At 48.3% G+C, this 20,166-nt stretch carries 15 protein-coding genes and 1 riboswitch; of the genes, 7 read left to right on the forward strand and 8 right to left on the reverse strand.

Features of this window, described 5'->3' with window-relative positions; translation table 11 throughout:
* Positions 1-48 precede the first annotated feature (48 nt).
* From ACIFO6_RS07000 to ACIFO6_RS07010, 3 genes are read left to right on the forward strand one after another with little or no spacing between them, the layout of a single operon-like run.
* Positions 49-636: a TetR/AcrR family transcriptional regulator gene (locus ACIFO6_RS07000; RefSeq protein ID WP_283655035.1), complete on the forward strand. Its 588-nt coding sequence runs from the start codon at positions 49-51 to the stop codon at positions 634-636.
* 20 nt (positions 637-656) lie between these two features.
* Positions 657-2,021, forward strand: coding sequence for an HlyD family secretion protein (locus tag ACIFO6_RS07005; protein WP_430039380.1), 1,365 nt, complete (start codon positions 657-659; stop codon positions 2,019-2,021).
* A 1-nt stretch (position 2,022) separates the two neighbouring features.
* Positions 2,023-3,246, forward strand: a complete 1,224-nt coding sequence (locus tag ACIFO6_RS07010) for an ABC transporter permease (RefSeq protein WP_430039382.1) — start codon at positions 2,023-2,025, stop codon at positions 3,244-3,246.
* Positions 3,247-3,350: 104 nt separating this feature from the next.
* Here ACIFO6_RS07010 and ACIFO6_RS07015 read toward each other — a convergent pair whose 3' ends face one another.
* Both ACIFO6_RS07015 and ACIFO6_RS07020 read right to left on the reverse strand, forming a co-directional pair.
* Positions 3,351-5,945, reverse strand: coding sequence for a glycine betaine ABC transporter substrate-binding protein (locus ACIFO6_RS07015; protein ID WP_430039384.1), 2,595 nt, complete (start codon positions 5,943-5,945; stop codon positions 3,351-3,353).
* The gene (locus tag ACIFO6_RS07020) at positions 5,920-7,143 is read right to left on the reverse strand and encodes a quaternary amine ABC transporter ATP-binding protein (RefSeq protein ID WP_430039386.1); all 1,224 of its coding nucleotides are present in this window, start codon (positions 7,141-7,143) and stop codon (positions 5,920-5,922) included. The genes ACIFO6_RS07015 and ACIFO6_RS07020 overlap by 26 nt, the downstream gene beginning before the upstream one ends.
* A 517-nt stretch (positions 7,144-7,660) precedes the next feature.
* Here ACIFO6_RS07020 and ACIFO6_RS07025 point away from each other — a divergent pair.
* Positions 7,661-8,224 (forward strand): GbsR/MarR family transcriptional regulator, encoded by a 564-nt coding sequence (locus ACIFO6_RS07025; protein ID WP_430039387.1) that lies wholly within the window; start codon positions 7,661-7,663, stop codon positions 8,222-8,224.
* Positions 8,225-8,377: 153 nt separating this feature from the next.
* Entirely contained in the window at positions 8,378-9,859 is a 1,482-nt protein-coding gene (locus tag ACIFO6_RS07030; protein ID WP_430039389.1) for a carboxylesterase/lipase family protein, read from the forward strand.
* A gap of 113 nt (positions 9,860-9,972) precedes the next feature.
* On the opposite strand, the gene ACIFO6_RS07035 is transcribed toward ACIFO6_RS07030, so the two are convergent.
* The 3 genes from ACIFO6_RS07035 to ACIFO6_RS07045 all read right to left on the reverse strand — a co-directional run bounded on the left by ACIFO6_RS07035 (position 9,973) and on the right by ACIFO6_RS07045 (position 13,842).
* Positions 9,973-12,003, reverse strand: coding sequence for a methyl-accepting chemotaxis protein (locus ACIFO6_RS07035; RefSeq protein WP_430039391.1), 2,031 nt, complete (start codon positions 12,001-12,003; stop codon positions 9,973-9,975).
* Positions 12,004-12,241: 238 nt separating this feature from the next.
* A complete protein-coding gene (locus tag ACIFO6_RS07040; protein ID WP_430039393.1) occupies positions 12,242-13,192 on the reverse strand; it encodes a DMT family transporter in 951 nt (316 codons plus the stop codon).
* Positions 13,193-13,364: 172 nt separating this feature from the next.
* Positions 13,365-13,509, reverse strand: a riboswitch (FMN riboswitch).
* Positions 13,486-13,842 carry a hypothetical protein gene (locus tag ACIFO6_RS07045; protein ID WP_430039395.1) on the reverse strand — a complete coding sequence of 119 codons (357 nt, stop codon included), beginning with the start codon at positions 13,840-13,842 and terminating at the stop codon, positions 13,486-13,488. (Overlaps the previous riboswitch by 24 nt.)
* Before the next feature lie 203 nt (positions 13,843-14,045).
* On the opposite strand from ACIFO6_RS07045, the gene ACIFO6_RS07050 reads away from it, so the two are divergent.
* Both ACIFO6_RS07050 and ACIFO6_RS07055 read left to right on the forward strand, forming a co-directional pair.
* Positions 14,046-14,549 carry a DUF6933 domain-containing protein gene (locus ACIFO6_RS07050; protein WP_430039397.1) on the forward strand — a complete coding sequence of 168 codons (504 nt, stop codon included), beginning with the start codon at positions 14,046-14,048 and terminating at the stop codon, positions 14,547-14,549.
* A 265-nt stretch (positions 14,550-14,814) separates the two neighbouring features.
* A complete protein-coding gene (locus ACIFO6_RS07055) occupies positions 14,815-16,446 on the forward strand; it encodes a formate--tetrahydrofolate ligase (protein ID WP_430039400.1) in 1,632 nt (543 codons plus the stop codon).
* A 26-nt stretch (positions 16,447-16,472) separates the two neighbouring features.
* Here ACIFO6_RS07055 and ACIFO6_RS07060 read toward each other — a convergent pair whose 3' ends face one another.
* The 3 genes from ACIFO6_RS07060 to ACIFO6_RS07070 form a co-directional block, all read right to left on the reverse strand.
* The gene (locus tag ACIFO6_RS07060) at positions 16,473-18,230 is read right to left on the reverse strand and encodes a helix-turn-helix domain-containing protein (RefSeq protein ID WP_430039403.1); all 1,758 of its coding nucleotides are present in this window, start codon (positions 18,228-18,230) and stop codon (positions 16,473-16,475) included.
* Positions 18,231-18,343: 113 nt separating this feature from the next.
* Positions 18,344-19,339 (reverse strand): ABC transporter substrate-binding protein, encoded by a 996-nt coding sequence (locus ACIFO6_RS07065; RefSeq protein WP_430039406.1) that lies wholly within the window; start codon positions 19,337-19,339, stop codon positions 18,344-18,346.
* Positions 19,340-19,683: 344 nt separating this feature from the next.
* Positions 19,684-20,091, reverse strand: a complete 408-nt coding sequence (locus tag ACIFO6_RS07070; RefSeq protein ID WP_430039409.1) for a Crp/Fnr family transcriptional regulator — start codon at positions 20,089-20,091, stop codon at positions 19,684-19,686.
* Between the last annotated feature and the right edge of the window lie 75 nt (positions 20,092-20,166).

The following is a 20,166-nucleotide window of genomic DNA, read 5'->3' on the forward strand; positions in this document are numbered from 1 at the left end:
TGAATACATATTTTTGTACTGGACGGTCAGTTCAAAAAAGGAGGAAGCATGAAAAACCAGACGAAGGAAATTATTTTTAATGGTGCGCTCAAGGCTTTTTCCGAGCGTGGCTTCAATGAAACCAATATGGAGGAAATCGCCAAGGTATGCGGCATTGCTAAAGGAACTCTGTATTACAACTTCAAAAATAAACAAGATCTGTACATTTATATTTTGAAGATGGGGATGGAGCGCTTTGTTCAGGATATCCGTGAAACCATGTCTCAGGTTCCGAAGGATCAGGTAGAAACGAGGATTCACAAGCTGATTCAAGTACACGTTGAGTTTATTGGAAGAGAGCCGGATTTTTGTCGTTTGCTAGTTAGCAAGGGATGGGTTTCGCAGGAGCAGCATTTTAATATCAGGCAGGTATTGGCTGACTATTTTGATTTTATGGAAGCGGAGATCGACTCTGGTAAGTTTTACGGGAAAATTTCGAGTAAGCTGGATGCGAAAACGACGGCAAATTGCTTATTTGGTATTTACATTTTTGCACCGATGCGATCCATGGTTTGGGGCGAAACGATGAACTTGCAGGTAGTTCGGGAGAGTATTGAAATTTTTGTTTGTAATGCGCTGGGTATGCATCATAAATAGACAGATGGAGTGATGAAAACATGAAAGCTAAAAAATATACGATTTACGCCGTACTTATTGTTTTAATCGCTATAGGGATTTATGCTTTGACCGCTTTTCAAAGGGGGGGGGGTAGCTTGTCTGCGGATCAGTCCTCTTCCATTCCAACAGCTTATGTAGAATCGGATACGCTCAATGCCAGCTTAAAGATGGCGGGACGTATTGATCAGATGCTCGTCAATGAGGGCGACAAGGTGAAAAAAGGGCAGGTGTTAGCCCATCTGGAAAGCCGTGAGCTGGAAGACAAGGTGAAACAGGCACAGGCGGCATTGCTGGCAGCCCAGAGTAATGTGTCCAAAGCGAAGGCTGGCGTATTGCAGGCTCAAGCGGGAGTGGGGCAGGCACAGGCTACCGTGAGTGCAGCTCAGGCCAAAAAGAGCCAGGGCACCACAGCAGTCGGCGTGACTGCACAGGCTTCCTCCAGTCAGATCGAACAGGCACAAGCGGCTGCGGCTGCGGCCAAAGCGAAGCTGGATGCCCTCAAGAGCGGCGCAAGACCGCAAGAGCTGGAGCAAGCACAAGTGAGTGTGAAGGCTGCCAAGGAAACGCTGGATTTGACCACTAAAAATCTGGAGCGTGCCAAAAAGCTTCAAGAAGCCGGGGCAGCAACCCAAGCCTCATTGGATCAAGCGACGTTGGACCATCAACAGGCGGAAGCCAAGTACAATTCAGCATCTCAGCAACTGAATATGGTACGCGAGGGAAGCCGCAAGGAAGAAATTACGGCGGCTGAAGCACAATACCGTCAGGCATTGGCTGCGGTGAAGGAAGCACAGGCAGGAGCAGGCAAGGTTACTTTGCAGCAGGAGGATGTCAAAGCCGCGCAGGCTTCGGTAGAACAGGCGCAATCTGCTGTAAAGGCGGCGCAATCCACGGTAGAGCAGGCACAGTCGACGGTTGCAGGTGCCCATGCACAGGTAGCACAGGCCGAAGCTGCCCTTCAGGAAGCTCAGACCTACTTGAGCTACACCACACTGCGCGCATCCCAGGATGGTATTGTAAAATCCAAATCGCTCAGCTTGGGTGAAATGGCCAGCGCAGGCTTCCCGGTCTATACGATTGAAACTTCGACTCAGCGTTGGGCTAAATTCTATGTGCCGGAAACATCTTTGAATGGTCTCCAGGCAGGGGATACTGTACAAGTTAAACTGCTGTCGGGCGGAAAGGAGCTGAAAGGTAAAGTCATTTTGCTGGAATCGGCTGCCGACTTCGCAATTCAAAAACCGAGCCAAAGCTCCGGTGATAAGGATGTCCGTTCCTTTGGCGTTAAAATAGCCTTGCCGGATCTTGCGGCTTCGGTTCCGACAGGCTCCACGGTTCTGTTTACAGGCAAAGGGGCGCAGTAATATGCAGGATCAGCAGGAAAGACTTCGTATCCGCGATGTATTTCGTGAGGAATGGCTGAGCATCTTCCGGGATCGACGCTTTTTGGCTATTCTGGTAATTACACCGATTGTATATACCATCTTGTTCGGCTTCCTGTATTCTCATCAGCGGATTACCGAGATGCCTGTCACGGTATATGATGGAGATAATTCTCAGCTCAGTCGCCAGATCATTCAGGCGTTCGATGCGACAGATTCGTTTGCCGTTACACGGCAGGCCACCAATCAGGAGGATGTGGTCCGTCAGGTGGAAACCGGGGAAGCCAAGGTAGGCATCGTCATTCCCGACAATTTCACCACCCGGCTTAAGCATGGGGAGAACCCGCCCGTGCTGACCCTGATTGACGGAAGTAACATGATGTATTCCAACAGCGCCAGCCGAATTGCCAATCAGGTCATTAGTAGCGTGAGCGCCGGGGTATCAGTCAATTCCATGAAGCAAAAGGGAATGAACGCCGATCAGGCCGCCTCGACGCTGAGTACCATCCCGTTCCGGTCCAGAGTGCTGTTCAACCCGGTATATGATTACAAGCTGTTCATGCCTCTCGGGGTCATTTCTGCGGCTCTCCAGCAGTGCTTGCTGCTCGGTATTGCTTTGTCCTGTACGCGGGATAAGGAAGCAGGGACTTGGGGGAGATTCGCCGCATGGAGAAATACTCCTTGGCGACTCGCTATTGCCAAGCTGACACCGTATTATGTGGCGGGAGCCTTTAATGTGCTGACTGTATTCAGTATTAGCGCCCTAAGCTTTGATATTCCGTTCAGGGGGCAGGTGCTGCCGCTGATTCTGGTGTCGCTGGCCTTTAACTTTGCCTTGTGCGGTTTAGGGTTCCTGTTCAGCCTCTTTTCCAAGACCAGAGTGGAAGCGACCCAAACCCTCATGCTGATTGCCGTTCCTTCCTTTATGCTGTCAGGCTATACGTGGCCGCTGGAAGCGATGCCCGGCTTCTTGCGGGGGGTTGCCGAAATATTGCCACTGACGTATTATCTGGATGCTGTACGGAATATCACGCTCAAAGGACTGGATATCACGTATGTCTTCAAGGATACGATTGCGTTGGGCGTTATTGGCTGTGTAAGTCTGCTGGTATCCTTCGCGATCTATCCGCTATTCTTTAGACAGCGTCAGACGGCAGACCAGCATGCCGATATATCAACGCAAGAGGGAGTTACACTTAAAGGATAAAAGGCTAAGAGTCACTAAATACGCATATTAAAAAGGCAGACCAGGTTTTTACTCCTGATCTGCCTTTCGGTTTTAAGTGTATATGGTATTGGCTGAATGAATTATTATTGCGTTTTTAAGTCTTCAATAGAATCAACGGGTACGTAGGATGGAACCACAAGCCCGGACATAACGCCAGTCATGCTGGTTCCGATGTCGTCCACCTGATTCTTGTACTTTGCCCAGTAATCGGCATGTGTCAGTGGAAGCCAGGCAGCAGCGGTAGCATCCACACTCCCGCCTGCAACGCCTGTCCACATGGGGCCGATCTCTACCTGAAGGGCAGCCACTTTGTAGCCTAAATTTTGCTCCAATACATATTTCAATACATTCGTACTGGCAATTTCAGAATCCCATGCAGCATAGCTTAGCTTCAAAGGATCGCCATGGACAGGCTGCAAGCCCTTGATCCATTCCTTTACCTTCTCAGGATGCTTGTCAGCCCAGCTCTTGGCAGCTTGTTGTGGAGCAGCACCGTCTTGAATGGCGATCATCACTTCACCCATATCCTCGGCAGTCCACTTGAAGCGGCTCAGAAATGCATAAGCAACAGGTGCATCCTGTTTCAAGCCTTTGCGGGCAATGGTATGAATTTCTTCCTTATCACCATAAGCCTTCTTAGGGTCCTTCAAGTATTTTAAATCATACTTGTTAAACATCCAGTGAGGGGTCCAGCCGGTTACAACGATGGGCTGCTTGGCCTTGATCGCCTTATCCAGTGTAGCTGTCATAGCAGCCCCGGAGCTTTCAAGCAGCTTCCAGTCAGACAAGTCATATTCCTTCATAGCTTTGGCAGTCAGCTTCATGAGACCGGCACCGGGGTCGGTACCGACAATACGGTATCCGACCTCCTTGCCAAAGTTCTCCGCAGCGGCAGAAGGAGCAGTCGAACCTGTTTCGTTGCCTTGTAAATCAGCTATAGATTTAACATTCATATAAGCTGGCACGACCAAGCCCGTTTTGACACCCGTCATATTAGCGCCGAGATCATCAAGCTTATCCTTGTATTTAGCCCAGTAATCTGCATGTGTCAGTGGCAGCCATGCCGCCGGAGAAGCATCCACATCACCACTGGCGACACCCGTCCACATTGGACCTGCTTCAACTTGCAACGCGGTTACTTTGTAGCCCAATTTGTTTTCCAAAATATATTTCAGCAAATTCGTGCTGGCAATTTCAGAATCCCAAGCCACATAACTGAGCTTGAAGATGTCACCATGGACAGGTTGCAGTCCTTGGGTCCATTCCTGCACCTTATCGGCATGCTTCTCAGCCCAATCCTTGGCAGCTTGCTCAGGACTGGTTCCGCCTTGAATAGCAACCATCATTTCACCCATATCTTCCGGTGTCCATTTGAACCGTTTCAGAAACTCGTAAGCGATAGGGGCGTTCTGTTGCAGCCCTTTACGGGCAATCGTATGAATACCCTCAGCCTCGCCATAAGATTTTTTAGGGTCTTCCAAATATTTGAGATCATACTTGTTGAACATCCAGTGTGGCGTCCAACCTGTAATAATGATCGGTTTTTTCGCTTTTATGGCTTTGTCCAGTGTTGCAGTCATCGCTGCACCGGAACCTTCTACCAGCTTCCAGTCGGACAAATTGTAGTCCTTTAACGCCTTGGCAGTTGATTTCATAATCCCTGCCCCGGCATCAATTCCAATAATCTTGTAACCGACTTCTTCGCCAACCGGGTTGGCAGAAGCGTTTCCTTTGCCAGATGCAGAAGGATTCGATCCAACAAAATATTGCGATGCGCCAGCGATCAGGATGACAGCGGTAACCGCAGAGGTAATCCATACCTTTTGCTTGGTGGATACGCGGCTTTTGCCTCTTTTGGCTGGTTTGAACAGGTTCTGCGTGAAACGGTCAAGCACGATAGCCAGAACAACGACAGCCAATCCGGCTTCAAAACCTTTACCAATTTGCAGCTGTGTCACGGCACGGTATACAACGGCACCGATTCCTTCTGCACCGATCATGGAAGCAATAACGACCATAGACAGTGAGAGCATAATTGTCTGATTAATACCAGCCATCAAGGTTGGCATCGCCAGCGGCAGTTGTACTTTGAACAGCTTTTGCGCCGAGGTTGAACCGAATGCGTCGGAGGCTTCGACCAATTCACCCGACACTTGCGTAATCCCCAAATTCGTCATGCGAATGGTTGGAGGGATCGCGAAGATAACAGATGCGATAACGCCTGGTACAACACCGAGGCTGAAAAAGGTAACCGCAGGCAGAAGATATACGAACGCAGGCATTGTCTGCATGAAATCAAGCAAAGGCGTAATAATGCGTGACGCCGTTTTGCTATATGCACACCAGATCCCGATCGGAATCCCGATGACAATGGATACGAGTGCGGATGTGATGACCAGCCCGAGCGTATTCATCGTTTCGCTCCAATAGCCGAGATTGTCAATTAGCAGGAAGCCAATGACGGTAAACAGCGTAAGCTGAACCCGGCCGATCATAAATGCGATAATTCCGATGATCACGATGAACACCAGAGGGTGCGGAAGCATGAACAGCCCAGAGAAAAAGCCTACAACAGCTTCAATGATAGAAGAGATAACATTAAACAATCCGGCCAGATGAATACCCATCCAGTCTACAATAGTCTGAATCCACTCAGCGATTGGCAGTTTCGGTATCAAGGGCATTCACCTCCTTCGTGGTGGTTACATCTCCGCCAAGTGCGCCCAACAAAGCTCCACGGACGATAACACCCAACAGCTTCTGTTTGTCATCGACCACAGCCAGAGGGACCTTGGCCGAGCTTGTAATTTCGAACAAATCATTAATGACCGTTTCAGCAGCAACCTGCGGTCCGTCCGTCATGAGAATATCTTCAATTTTCAAATTGTTGCGCAGCGCATGGACAGCATCTTCAGCATTGATAACGCCCAACAGCTTCTTGGTACGATCAATGACGAACAGATTGGAAATCCCGCGTTCACGCATCAATTCCAGAGCAACACGTGGACCGCGATCCATTGTGATCGTTTCTGGACGAAGCATAACATGAGCCGCCGTCAATACTTTGGACAGATCCACATCCTCGACGAAGCGGGCTACATAAGAGTTAGCCGGTTGGATCATAATTTCTTCCGGTGTACCGATCTGCACGACCGATCCGTCCCGCATCAATGCAATCCGGTCACCGATCCGTAGCGCTTCATCCAGGTCATGGGTGATAAACACAATCGTTTTCTTCATTTTATCTTGAAGCTCCAGCAGCTCATCCTGCATGTCACGGCGAATGAGGGGGTCCAGTGCGCTGAATGCTTCATCCATCAGAAGCACTTCAGGGTCATTAGCCAACGCCCGTGCCAGACCGACACGCTGCTGCATACCGCCACTCAGTTCATCGGGCATTTTATCGCCCCAGTTTTTAAGACCAACCAGTTCCAGCGCTTGTTGTGCTTTTTCCTGGCGTTTCGTTTTTTCTACCTTTTGTATTTCAAGGCCGTATTCTACATTTTCCAATACAGTCCGATGTGGGAACAGGGCGAATTTTTGAAAAACCATGCTGATGGTTTTACGGCGAACTTCGCGGAGTTGTTCTTTGTTCATCTTGCGGAGATCCTTGCCGTGGACCAGAATTTCACCGGAGGTAGGCTCAATCAAGCGATTTAGCATTCGCACTAAAGTGGACTTGCCACTGCCCGAAAGACCCATAATAACGAAAATTTCACCTTGCTTAATTTCCATGCTGGCCTTATTGACACCAACGGTAATTTGTTTTTCTTTGGCTAGCCTTTCCTTGCCCCAGCCTTGCTCCAGGAGCGGAACACCTTGCTCTGCGTGAGGACCAAAGAGTTTGCTGACATTTTTGACTTCCAAAATCGTCATACATACACCTCTTCTTTCTATACTTTGCTTGGTATTAACCCCGTATTGCATTAAGGATCAAGTATAAAAATCATTATTTTGAACATCCTGAACGGTTAATGACAAAATTAATTGTAACAGAAGCATTACTTACTTTTCAAACAAAAAAACTGTTCATAAAGTACGTACAGTAAAAACTGTACAAAGTTTCCTACCATATGCTCCTTCGTTCTTTAGAATGCTCAAACATCCGAAACTTTACAACCGATAGCTCTTTTTTTAAAATAGACAATGAAATATAACCATAAGCAAAAGATTTATGTATATCCATAATTTAAAAAGTTTACTATCATTAGCAATTTTGCGAATTATGATTTTGAACGACCCATGCTGTTGTAATATAGACAGGGGCTTTGCTTTTGAAACATTTCATTTTTTATTGAAAGATTTCATGTGTTGTGTCAAAGCCAATCGGTTACGGGTAAAAGTCGTTCATACGATCTTAGGCAAAATGCTCTAAAATTAGGAGGATGCAAGCATGAGCTTGTACCAGTTAGGTGATGAGCAGCAGGCTTCGCTGCAAAAAATTCGCAAACGTGTCATTGAAGCTATAGGTAAAAATATGGATTTGTATGGGATCACCCTGTCTGCGGGGCATTTGTACGGTTTGCTTTTTTTTGCGGATAAACCGATGACGCTGGACGAAATGGGCCGTGAAATGGAAATGAGCAAAACGAGCATGAGTACTGGAGTCCGAACGCTGTTGGATCTGAAAATGGTCAACAAGGTGTGGAGTAAAGGCTCGCGCAAGGATTTGTATGAAGTCGAATATGACTGGCATCAAACGTTCACAGACTTCTTTGCTATTAAATGGAGAAAAGCGGTTGAAACGAATTTGCTGGTGCTGCGCAAGGCCATTGAGGAGCTGAACAGATTGCTGGAGCAGGGCGGGGAATATGAGGAATTTAAGGCTGTTCTCCAGCAGGATCGTTTGAAAATGAAGCAGGCTGTTGCCTATTACAAGTGGCTGGACCGACTGATTGATTCGATGGAAAGCGAAGAAATATACAAGCTAATCCCGAAGGAAGAGGTTCGTGATTAATCGTTTATCCTCTTTTCTTTCCATAAAAATGCCGGAGCGTAAAAAGCGTTCCCGGCGTTTTTTTGTGTTTGGCTTTGTAAACTTTGGATTTGTTTTGTTCGATTTTGGTTTGGCCCTGCCTAAGGGTATAATAGAGTTAAAGGAGGCTTCATTATGGAGAGTATTACAATACATACCCGCCTGGGTCAGCTTCGTGGGGAAACGGTGAATGGATATCATGTATGGAAAGGCATCCCATATGCACAGCCTCCTGTGGGAGAATTGCGTTTTCACGCGCCTCAGCCTTTGAAGCCTTGGGAAGAAGTGCGGGATGCGACGAGCTTTGGACCGATCTGTCCGCAGCCTATGCCATCTGCTGAGAGTATGACCGGGAATCTGGTGGAACCGCCTGAGCAGTCAGAGGACTGCTTGTACCTGAACGTCTGGGTGCCCGCTTCGGAGGCACCTGCGAGGGGACGTCCGGTGATGGTGTGGATTCATGGCGGAGCTTTTGTAACAGGATCGGGAATGATTCCATTATATGACGGGGCACGGATGGCGGAAAATGGCGATGTTGTCGTCGTTACGCTCAATTATCGGCTCGGGCCGTTGGGCTTTTTGCACCTGACTCCGCGGGGTGACGGACTGACCTCTAATGCAGGGCTGCTGGATCAGATTGCTGCGCTGGAATGGGTCAGGGACCATATTGCCGCATTTGGCGGTAACCCGGACGAGGTGACGGTGTTCGGTGAATCGGCGGGCGCCATGAGCATTGCCGCGTTGTTGGCCATGCCAGCCGCTGAGGGCCTGTTCCAGCGTGCTATTTTACAAAGCGGAGCATCGCAGGTGCTGCCGACTTCACAGGCGGAGCAAGTCACGGCTGCATATCTCCAGCAGTTGGGGGTGGACACCCTGCATCCGGAACGATTGTTTACGCTACCGACGGAAGCGCTCATGCTTGCCATGGCCAAGACGCATGAAATGATCGGCTCGGGGCTGGCGATGCTTTATCAACCCGTTGTGGATGGTGTGACCTTACCAGAAGTACCCTTATCTGCGATTGCCAAAGGATCAGCCAAGCAGGTATCCGTTCTGATCGGAACGAATTTGCACGAGGGTGCCTATTTTATTCGCAAGGAATCCCATCTGATGAACAAGTCAATGGCGAGTCAGGCCTTGGAAATGATGACGGGCATGTCAGATGTTGGCGATTTGACGGAACCTTTCCCTGTTACGATTGAGGGGCAAGCGCAGATGCTGACCGATCTGTTCTTCTGGCGGCCTGCGCTGGCTCTAGCGGTTGCACAAGCAGTGTATGCCTCGGTGTGGATGTACCGTTTTGACTGGACGCTGCCGGGACATCCTGTATTCGGACAAGCGGTTCACGGCGCGGAAATTGCGTTTGTTTTTGATAATCTGGAGCTGCTAGGCAAGCTGGGGTTGGACGTTCATCCCTCTATGCGGACACTGGCTCACGATATGCAGCAGGCATGGGTTGCTTTTGCACGTGACGGAAAGCCTGTGCTGCCGGAAGGGGAATGGACGGTATACGACAGGGAATCGCGTGCTACGACCATTTTTCATCAAGGCATCTCGGTGCAGCATGACCCGGAAGGGGAAAAACGCCGCCAGTTGACCGGACAGATGAGGATCTGAGCCAATTATTGAGATGCCATCCAATAACCTAACATACTAAAAGCCTCCGCCCGCATTTTTGTATACGGACGAAGGCTTTTTTAGGTTGAACAGGTGCAGATGTATTGAAGGAACTAAATCTTGAATCGCTTCACCAGATCTTGCAAATCCTGCGCCATATTGGACAGCTCCTGAGAGGAAGAAGCGATTTCTTCCATCGCAGCCATTTGCTCTTGAACGGCTGCGGAAGTCGTCTGTGAGCTATCCGCCGAATTGCGGGACAGGCTTGCCAGATGGGTAACAGTAGCCGAAACTTCCTCCGTACTGGCCGAAATTTGTTCAGCGGCTGCGGACACGCTTTGAATCTGTTCCACAATATGAGATGTGGAGCGCTCAATATTCGTGAAGGCACCTTCTGCATCTTGGCTAATACGCAGTCCCTCACCCACCTGGTTACGAACATTACCGTTCATCGTAGCCGTGGAACGCTGGATCAGATCCAGCATCTGTGTAATGATCTGGCTGATGGAATCCGCGCTTTCCTTGGATTGCTCCGATAGCTTGCGAACCTCGATGGCTACTACGGCGAATCCACGCCCGGCTTCGCCTGCTCTGGAGGCTTCGATTGACGCGTTCAGCGACAGCAGGTTGGTTTGCTTGGCAATGGCAGCAATCGCGCTATTCATCTGCTTCGCATCGTCAGAGAGCTGTGACAGCTCATCCATCAGGCTGGCGGTTTGCGTCACAGCTTCCAAAATACGGTCCATCTGTGTGCGTACGCTGCCGATCATTTGGCTGCCTTTGGCTACGTCATGCTCAGTCTGTCCTACCGAATCCACAATAGAGCTTGCTGATTCCGCAATAGTGCTGACGCCCTTGGCCATTTCCTCAACGGCATTGGCTGTTTGTTCGGATGCCTCTGCACTGGTGGTGGCATTTTCTGCGGATTCCATAACCGTTTCCGCTACATGCTGTACGGATTCCGTCGTTTGCTCCGTACTTTCCTTGATCATCAGGGAGGAGGACGCGAGTCGTGATGACGTCTGGTTGACCTCGGAAACCATCGTATGCAATGCATGTGTCATCTGGTCAAAATTTTGCGCAAGCTCACTGAATTCATCCTTGCCGGACAGATTGACCCGTGCGGTAAGGTTGCCGTCACGGACGATACGTGTTCCTGCTTGCAGCTTGCGCAGCGGGATCAGGAAAGAGCGAATCATGAGAAAGATGATAACAGCAGCGACCAGTATGGAAATAATAATCACAATCAGACTTTGCTTCAAAATCGGTTGGGTAGCATCACTGTAATCCTCCATATCCGATAGTGCGATAATGTTCCACCCGGTGACAGGGTCCTTGAGTGTAAAGGCCAGCATATCTCTATTCATAAATTTCATTTGTAATATGGAAGGGGTATCATTTTGAGCGGTTTTCTCTACTTCGGGAAGTCCCTCAATGGTGTCTGCCGGTTTTTTGCCTGAATTGTTAAAGGCTGCTCCAGTTCCAGATACAATTTTATGATTAGAATCGACAATAAAAAGTCCCCCGCGTTCGCCAATCTTAACAGACTGGAGGTTTTCATTCATTTTGTCCAGATTCAAACTCAACGCAATAGCTCCTTGACCATCCTCCAGCGTTCTTGATACAGCAAGCGCCAGATTTCCTGTCGTAGGGCTCACAATTGGAGCACCAACGGATACTTTACCCTTTTGCAGCATCGCATTTTTGTACCACGGTCTCTCCTTGGGATCATAATCGGTCGATTTTTTCGGCGAACGAACGTATTCTCCTTTCGTATTGCCGAGGTACGCGCCATCCAACTCGGGATGGGCTTTGACGATGACATCCAATTTTGCCTGAAGGGCCTCCTGGTTGGAAACAAGGGAATTGGATTCGATTTCAGTGGCAAACACGTCCAGGTCCTTCATAATGGGCGATACATACTGATTGACATTGCTGCGGATCAGATACAGATTCGTGTACACAGAACCAGCCACTTGCTGAGTGAGTTGCGTTGTGGCCCCCTGATACGAAAAGTATCCAATAAGAGCGCTTGGAATCAATAGCACCGCCAAAAAAGATACAATCAATTTTGTCCGCATTAAATAGAACTGTTTGAGAAACCTGCTCCACCATGGAACTGTTTGTTTTGCTTTATTAGTCATAGTTGTTACTCCTCTGTGTCTGATAATCACTACATTGTTTTATTCGACAAAAACCGATGGATTTTATAGATGTAATCTATGGGAAAAGATAAATAGCTGCTTGTTTTGTACGTTTTTTTCTAAAAATAGTTCTAAAGTATCATAATATATATAAATAATTATACATAAAAAGCCAAATCGGAGATGCAAAAGCATCTTCTCGATTTGGCTTGGGTGAGGGATAAAATGGACATTGAACCTATTCGTTTTTTTGCTGACGAGAAATCATAAAGAGTGTAATCCAGATAAGCATAAAGCCAGTCAATTGCGCTACCGTAACGATCTGCTGGAAAGCGATCCAGTTAATTACAACGCCGACCATCGGGAAGCTTAGTTCTGCCATCGTGGCATAAGACGCCTTGGTCGTACTCAAGCCCTTGTAATACAGTAACAGACTGAGAAGACCGGGGAGCAGCGCCTGCAACAACAGATTGATAATCACGGCTGCGCCCGCCCATGTGCCAGCAGGCATATTCCAGGGTGCATGCTCCACAGAGGTGAGAACGATCAGCAGTGGGAGAGCCGCCATGAAGCGCAGGGAGGTCACCGTCTCATATTTCATCGAACGAAGCAAGTAGCTTCCCATCACTGTCGAACCGCCCCACAGGACCGCTGCTCCTAGTGCAAGCAGGCTGCCGACGTGGACGAAATCATGAACATGTCCAAAAGGGAGCGACCAGCCGAAGGTAAGCAGATACGTCCCCAACAGAGCGACGACAATTAATATTCCAAAATTACGCGGCAGCATTTCCTTCAATATAACGCGGGCCAGAATAATAGCGACCAACGGCTGAAGCTTTTGGAGCAGCAGCACAGCGTTAAGATCACCGTTGCTGAGTGCCATCGTGAAAATCACACTGGCCAGAGCAGAACCGCCCCACGAGACGAACAAGATAGCCAAAATCTGACGAAGCCGTACCGCCTTAAGCTCCTCGCGATGCTTCCATAGCACTGGTGCCAGGGCGATAAAGAGCAGCACATGCTCCATCAGCACAATTTGTGTAGAGGTAAATGATTTAAGCAAAATAATGCGAAATAGCGGGTCCGCGCCCCACAAGGCTGCTCCAATCGCGACTAGCCAAAAACCGCTTTTCATGTGGGAGCTACGATCAAAACCTTTGGATGTTAGTACAGTTGATGATTGACTCATACTCAATTAGCTCCTTGCGAATACAGGACCGGTGGCACAAAAACCCCCGTCCATGGCGATAAGCCATGCAAGACGGGGGTTGATCAAATAAACTTGCCGCTTTATGCAAGTTAAATGAAGTTGCTGCATAACCAATAACACAGCATTCATTCACTTTGCGGCATGTTCATGCTTCGATCTTCTTCCATCCGGACTTTACCGTCGGCTTTGGCATCTCACCAAATCAGTCCGTATCTTGTTGCCAGATACAGAGTCGCGGGCTTAGCTCCATGAGCCATACCGCCGGTTGGGAATCACACCCTACCCCGAAGATCCTTATTCCGTTTTTTAATTTCTCCTATAGGATATACCTGTTTTAGAATGAAGTCCAGTGAAAAATATGTGTACATCGAGCAGTGGTTTTCATTTATTTCTTGAAAGCGTTTTACAAAATGACATATTACAAGGTAATAACTTTGTACTCGATGCGGTGGATGGCCGCATAAGCTACGAGCATTCCCAGCACGGCAAAGCCGATCTGCACAAGCGCAAAGGAAGCTTCTAATCAGCTCAATTGCTTCGCTTGTCTTCTGATGAATCCTGGATAGCAGCTTTGCATGTTCTTCTGGCAAAATATGCGGATCGGCATCCAGCATCTCGGCAACCTTCACTGAAGTAGATTTTTTTCTCCATACCCAGCATAAGCTGTAATCAAATTACTGGAAATTCGCCACCTTCCTATATTATACTGAAAGAGTTTACAATCCGATATATGGAATACAGTGTTATGATATCCGGGACATGCCTTATACGAAAGCTTGGACATGATCGAAACATGAGCTACGGCACAGGACCGTCATAAAGGAGAGCAACGATGTTTGTCATACGAGGAACACAAAAACTGCTGAAGGAATGGGATGTCGAACCACTACAGGTTGATATTTATCCGCCTTTGAATAGTTGGCATGCCAACTTGTTTTTGCTTAATCGAAGAAAAAATATTGTGTTTATGCATGATGCATCCCGCTTGAGTGTCACACTGTTCGGAATCAAAAAGGCGCAGTACAAAAATCTACCAACTCTTTTTGTCCAAGCCTTGAAGGAGCTCATGCTCAGTGAGGGTTTTGATGAACAAATTGTAGAGGCGTACACACAGGAAGGCGCACAGATGCTGGCTACTACGACGAACAGCTATAGTGTGATGGTAGCCTTGGATGAGATTATTTTTGTCATGAAGGAACTGGATATGGAGCATGGATGCGAGTTGGAAAAAAACCAATGCAATAACCGGATTGTGTTAAAAACGGTTCAATACCAGTATCCGGTCGATGCTTTTAAAGAAGCTTTGGAAAAGCATTATAAACTAGAGAATGTTTAAGGGAATCTACTGTTTTTTTATAATCGCTTACATATTAATGATCTGTTATCCCAGGGCTATGGTCCTGTGACGATGAAATCCTAAGCTGTGAGTATCCACCAAAGTCCATCTGGGCGGGGGATGCTTTTTTTTTTACAACTCACAGGAAAGCAAAGCTTGCGATGAAATGAATCACAGCGCAAAAAGCGTTACACTTTGGTAAAATAAAACGATACAGTGTTTGACACCATCGGTCAGACTTAAAAACAGGGGGTACATAACGAGCATGAAACGAATTATTGAGGTAGCCAAGGAAGCAGGAATCGAAGAAGAGCATTTGGAGACGTATGGAAAATATAAAGCGAAGCTGAATCCGTCTCTGTGGGAGCAGGTGAAGGACTATCCGAATGGAAAGCTGGTGCTGGTCACAGCAATGAATCCGACTCCTGCGGGAGAAGGCAAAACGCTAACCACCATTGGACTGTCGCAGGCGCTGAATGCGCTGGGGCACAAGACCATAGCTGCGCTGCGAGAGCCGTCACTTGGCCCCTGCTTTGGCATGAAAGGAGGAGCAACCGGGGGAGGAAAAGCCCAGATCGTTCCGGCCGAGGATATTAATCTGCATTTTACGGGTGATATTCACGCGATTTCGGCTGCGCATAATTTGCTGGCAGCGATGATTGACAATCATTTGTTTCATGGCAATGCTTTGCGCTTGAAGCCGGAACGAATCATGTGGAAACGAGCTGTAGATATGAATGACCGGAGTTTGCGAAGTATAGTAACCGGATTGGGAACAGGTAATGGAGCAGTGAGAGAGAGCGGATTTCTGATTACCTCAGCCTCGGAAGTGATGGCGGTATTGTGCCTGAGCGAGAATATCAACGATCTCAAAGTGCGCTTGGGTCGAATGGTCATCGGATATAATGAAGCGGGCGAAACGGTAACGGCGGAGGATTTGCAAGCAGTAGAAGGCATGGCTGTGCTGCTTCGGGAAGCGTTAAAGCCGAATCTGGTGCAAACGCTGGAAGGAACGCCCGTCATTGTGCATGGTGGGCCTTTTGCCAATATTGCGCACGGATGCAGCAGTCTGATCGGTACGAAGCTGGCATTGAAGCTAGGGGAGGTTGTCGTGACGGAGGCCGGATTTGGGGCTGAGCTGGGGGCAGAAAAGTTTTTTGATATCAAATGCCGTCAGTCCGGTTTGCAGCCAGATGCGGCTGTGTTGGTTGTAACCGCCAAAGCGCTGAAATATAACGGCGGTGTAGCTAAAAATGAGCTGGACGCGGAAAATCTGGCGCAATTACAGCTTGGATTAGCCAATATGAATCGGCATGTACGGAATTTGCAAAAATTCGGCGTGCCTGTACTGGTAGCTGTCAACCATTTTGTAACAGATAGCGAAGCCGAATTGGAACTGATTTTTGCGGAGTGTGGCAAGCTGGGTGTACCCGCAGAGCTATCGCAGGTGTGGGCACAGGGAAGCCAAGGGGGAGAAAAGCTGGCCCAAAGTCTGCTACATCTGCTCCAAGAGGACAAGGCTCATTTTGCACCGTTGTATGATCATACGCTTGATCTGCAAGCGAAAATTAGTGTCATTGCGAAGGAGCTTTATGGTGCGGCAGAGGTAGTATATACTCCAGCGGCTAAACGAGCGTTGTCCGGTATGGAGCAGCTTGGCTTCGGGCAACTGCCTGTATGCATGGCCAAAACGCCGTATTCCTTTTCAGATCAGCCGTCTCTGTTAGGTGCACCGGAGGGCTTCACGATCCACGTGTCCAGAGTGTCATTGTCCGCAGGAGCAGGCTTTGTGGTCGTGGAAACAGGCAGCACCATGACCATGCCCGGTCTGCCTAAAACCCCGGCAGCTGAGCATATGTCGCTGGAGCCGGATGGGAGCATTCAGGGCTTGATGTAGTTTTATTGCGAAAAATGCTCGGCGCTTTAAGAAGAAGCACCGAGCAGCTTGGGCAGTTCGGTGAGCAGCTTTTGCCGGGTCATGGCATCGTTCCAATTCCAGCGGTCTGCTTCTACGAAATACACCCGGCCTTGACGCACAGCGGGCAGGCTGCGCCAGAGAGTGCTGTTCAGCATACGTTCCAGCGTACGTTTGGAGTCCGAGGCTGTGGGTATGAGCATAAAAATACGGTTCCCGGCGTAATCGGGGAGCTGGTTTGGCTCGATTTCCGCGAAGCCATGTCCTTCGTCGAGTATCTTTTGGATCGGCTCCACAGGCTGGAAGCCCTGCGGGTGGTAAAGAGCCGCCGCGAAGCCGGACATCCCCATCACAAATAGACGATTACCATGATCGAAGATGAAGACGGAGGCCGTTTCTCCGGCTGTAATCTCTGTGCCAAGCTGCTGCCACATGCTCAGATTGCGGGCGGCGAAGGCAGACAGCCATTGTTCGGCGTTGCGCTCCTTGCCAAGCCAGGAGCCGAGCGTCCGCAGACGTTCCTCCAGCGTGGCGAAGGAGTTGAAGGTGACGGTAGGCGCAATCCCGGCAATGCGCTCATATTCCTGTTCATCCGAATTAGCGATGATAATCAGATCGGGATCGAGAGCACGGGTCAAGCGAGTATCGAGTGGAAGACCGACATCGGCAACGTTCGCTAGACGATGTTTATAGACGCTGTATTCACTGAATCGTAGACTTCCGCCGATAGCTTTGGCCCCCAGTGCGAACAGATCACCCATCGTTTCCCCATGATAAATGATGCGGCTGGAGCGGCGTGGAATATGGATATAGTGGCCTGTCCAATCCTTAACGCGGACAGAACAGGGAACGTTAAGCGCATACTGCCCCGGTGGAATCCCGGTCATTTGCCGAAAGCGTCGGTTAAAATAATATTCGTCAGAGAAACCAACCTGACGGGCAATTTCACGTAAAGGCCGTTTGCATTCCCGCAGCAGCCGCTTGGCATGATTCAAGCGCAGCTCAGTGAGGTAATGCAGCGGCTTTTTTCCTGTCCTTTTGCGAAACATTTGCGAGTATTGCCATATGGAAACATTCGCGTGTTCGGCAAGCTGCTTGACGGTAATTGGCTTTTCATAGTGTTTCTCCATGTAGGTAATGGTGCCCTCGACTGATGCTGGCAACGCCGGGCAAGAATGATCTTTATACTCCATATTGACATGCGACTCCTGCCACAATAGCAGTAGCTCCTGAAAGAGAATTTGCTGCCTCAATTCAGAAATGCCATTATGCAGGTGTACCGGTTGATGGGCGCTATGGAATAGCTCTCCAGCCAACCGAATGGACTTGGAAGAAGAGGTAACGATATGCTCACGTGACCCCGGTAGGAGGGGACCCTTATATATGGAAAAAGTACTATTTGTATTTTCAGCCAGAACCGTGTCTGATCCTGATTCCGATGACATGACGATGACCTCGAACATGAGCTTGTAGTATTCGGGTACAGTTCCATTCAGGGGAGCGATCCGATAGGAATCACCGGGAGTCAGCCAATACCCGTGACCCGCATGGAATAGATACTGCTCCGGTCCAATGTCCACCATACCTGTGCCTTCAATGAACATAAGCAGGCAGTGATATGGAACCACATGTGAATAAGATGTAAATGCAGATGCTGAAGGGCTGGAGGACTGCACTTCAGCAGGCTTCCGAACCCACTCAATCCCCTTAAAGTGAAAAAGCAACGAGCTGGGCGAGGGAGGACAGACGGGCGATTGAGGCTGCATGACTGTGTAACACTCCTTTTATTGAGAATCGTTATCATATGTACATAAGTATACCTCCTTTTGGATGAACAAAAAAGAAGCACATCAACAAGTGTCGATATGCTTCCCCATTCTTATTTGATCAGCTTGGGTAATTCCTCCAGCAACCATTCCCGAGTGGTGGCATCACTTTCGGTCTTGCCAATATCCTGAGCGTACACATGTCCCTGCTTGACGGCAGGAAGCTGGAGCCACAGCTTGCTATTCATCAACTGCTCAGTAGATTGCTTGGCTTCAGCAATTGGGGTATTGAGTATGAAAATCCGATCTCCGGCGTATTGTCCGATCACTTCAGGTGAAATTTGCACAAATCCTTGGTCTTCATCCAGCACTTTCTGGACAGGGGCCGTAGGCTTGAGGCCATTCTTTTCGTACAATATCTGTGACAGCCCTGTCTTTCCCATCACGAACAAGCGATCACCGGGATAGTAGGTGAAGACCGTAGCTGTTTCTCCCGGTTTGACGCCGTTGGCATGCAGCTTGCTCCACATCTCGGTTTCCTTGATTTTGTACTGTGCAAGCCAATCCTCGGCACCTTTTTTCTTGTTTACGATTTCTCCGAGGTGCAGCAATCGCTCGTTCAGCGGAGCGAAGGTGTCGAATACAATCGTAGGCGCGATTTTGCTCAGAGCTACATACTGCTTTTCGTCTGTATTGCCTGTAATGATCAGGTCAGGCTGTAGCGTCAATGCTTTTTCCAAATCAATCGGAAATCCCAGATCGGCTACATTCTGAACCTGCTTCTCATATACCTTGCCCTCAATCATGGAAGTGGATGTGCCTACAGCCTGTACACCCAAAACCAACAGATCGCCATAGTTTTCACCGAAATAGGCAATGCGTTGTGGAGTCGTGGGGATGTTTACCGTGTGCCCCATATAGTCTGTATAAGAGCGTATTGTAGCAGCTACTGGAGTCTTGGTAGTTGCTGTCGTTCCTGCTGTGGGTGCTGTTGTGTTACTGCTTGCAGCAGGTTTCTCCGGGGTGCCGCATCCCAGCAGCAGCGCTGCCATAAGAGAGAGCAGGATGAGCAGGCTGGTATATTGACGAGTGGATTTCTTATGAATCATGTTAACCTCCGTATGATTGATGGCTTCACTATTTTGTGAATGAGAACTATTATCACAGAAGCAATGATAAGCGATGCACCTCCAATACTCAATGGACAAACTTGGTCACGCAATTCGATTTTGTACAAAGGCAGATTCATCGCGTTCGCCTTTGTGCCGTATGTACATCTTTATCTCAACTAATATAGCTATAAAGATACCGCCTATTTTTTTATACATTCTTAATGAAAGAGGCTTTTGAGATGGGACTGTTTCTTACATATGTTTTACTAGGCTTTTCTATAGTACTACAAAAGATTTTATAGCATTACAATATAAAGGACTGGCGGAAGACCGTCAGTCCTTTATTCATATCGCAGTCCATTTGACAGCTCGTCCAAACGATCCCAATCCAAAACCGTGATTTTTTTCTGTTCTTTACGCAGGATATTGTCGTCAGATAGCTTTTGAATGACACGGTTGACATGTCGGGCAGTTGTGCCGATCAGCGAAGCTATTTCAGGTATATGCGGTGTCTGAATTTCTTTTCCAAACTCATTCTGAAGTTGTGTTGTTAATAGATAGCTTGCCAAACGCTCTTCTACAGAAGCTAATAGATTTATTCGTGAAGCGGTTGTACAGGTCAGGAGCTTATATGAGAGATGCTTTAACAGCTCATTCTTAAATCTGTGATTCTGCATTAGATTGGTTTCAATGAAACGTTTGTTGATTTGTTCGACCCTCCACTTGAAAATAAATTCCGTCCAATTCATCTCCCTCCTTTAAAACAAACTCATTGCGTTCATACACACGAAGCTGAATCGGAAGAGCTTCAGGGGAGGAAAATA

The organism is Paenibacillus sp. NRS-1781, from assembly GCF_050467745.1.
Classification (GTDB): domain Bacteria; phylum Bacillota; class Bacilli; order Paenibacillales; family Paenibacillaceae; genus Paenibacillus; species Paenibacillus terrae_A.

Bases quoted from the DNA above. Each gene is read 5' to 3' on its own strand.
- ACIFO6_RS07000 (WP_283655035.1), top strand. From the start codon at position 49: ATGAAAAACCAGACGAAGGAAATTATTTTTAATGGTGCGCTCAAGGCT.
- ACIFO6_RS07005 (WP_430039380.1), top strand. From the start codon at position 657: ATGAAAGCTAAAAAATATACGATTTACGCCGTACTTATTGTTTTAATC.
- ACIFO6_RS07010 (WP_430039382.1), top strand. From the start codon at position 2,023: ATGCAGGATCAGCAGGAAAGACTTCGTATCCGCGATGTATTTCGTGAG.
- ACIFO6_RS07020 (WP_430039386.1), bottom strand. From the start codon at position 7,143: ATGACGATTTTGGAAGTCAAAAATGTCAGCAAACTCTTTGGTCCTCAC.
- ACIFO6_RS07025 (WP_430039387.1), top strand. From the start codon at position 7,661: ATGAGCTTGTACCAGTTAGGTGATGAGCAGCAGGCTTCGCTGCAAAAA.
- ACIFO6_RS07030 (WP_430039389.1), top strand. From the start codon at position 8,378: ATGGAGAGTATTACAATACATACCCGCCTGGGTCAGCTTCGTGGGGAA.
- ACIFO6_RS07035 (WP_430039391.1), bottom strand. From the start codon at position 12,003: ATGACTAATAAAGCAAAACAAACAGTTCCATGGTGGAGCAGGTTTCTC.
- ACIFO6_RS07040 (WP_430039393.1), bottom strand. From the start codon at position 13,192: ATGAGTCAATCATCAACTGTACTAACATCCAAAGGTTTTGATCGTAGC.
- ACIFO6_RS07050 (WP_430039397.1), top strand. From the start codon at position 14,046: ATGTTTGTCATACGAGGAACACAAAAACTGCTGAAGGAATGGGATGTC.
- ACIFO6_RS07055 (WP_430039400.1), top strand. From the start codon at position 14,815: ATGAAACGAATTATTGAGGTAGCCAAGGAAGCAGGAATCGAAGAAGAG.
- ACIFO6_RS07060 (WP_430039403.1), bottom strand. From the start codon at position 18,230: ATGCAGCCTCAATCGCCCGTCTGTCCTCCCTCGCCCAGCTCGTTGCTT.
- ACIFO6_RS07065 (WP_430039406.1), bottom strand. From the start codon at position 19,339: ATGATTCATAAGAAATCCACTCGTCAATATACCAGCCTGCTCATCCTG.
- ACIFO6_RS07070 (WP_430039409.1), bottom strand. From the start codon at position 20,091: ATGAATTGGACGGAATTTATTTTCAAGTGGAGGGTCGAACAAATCAAC.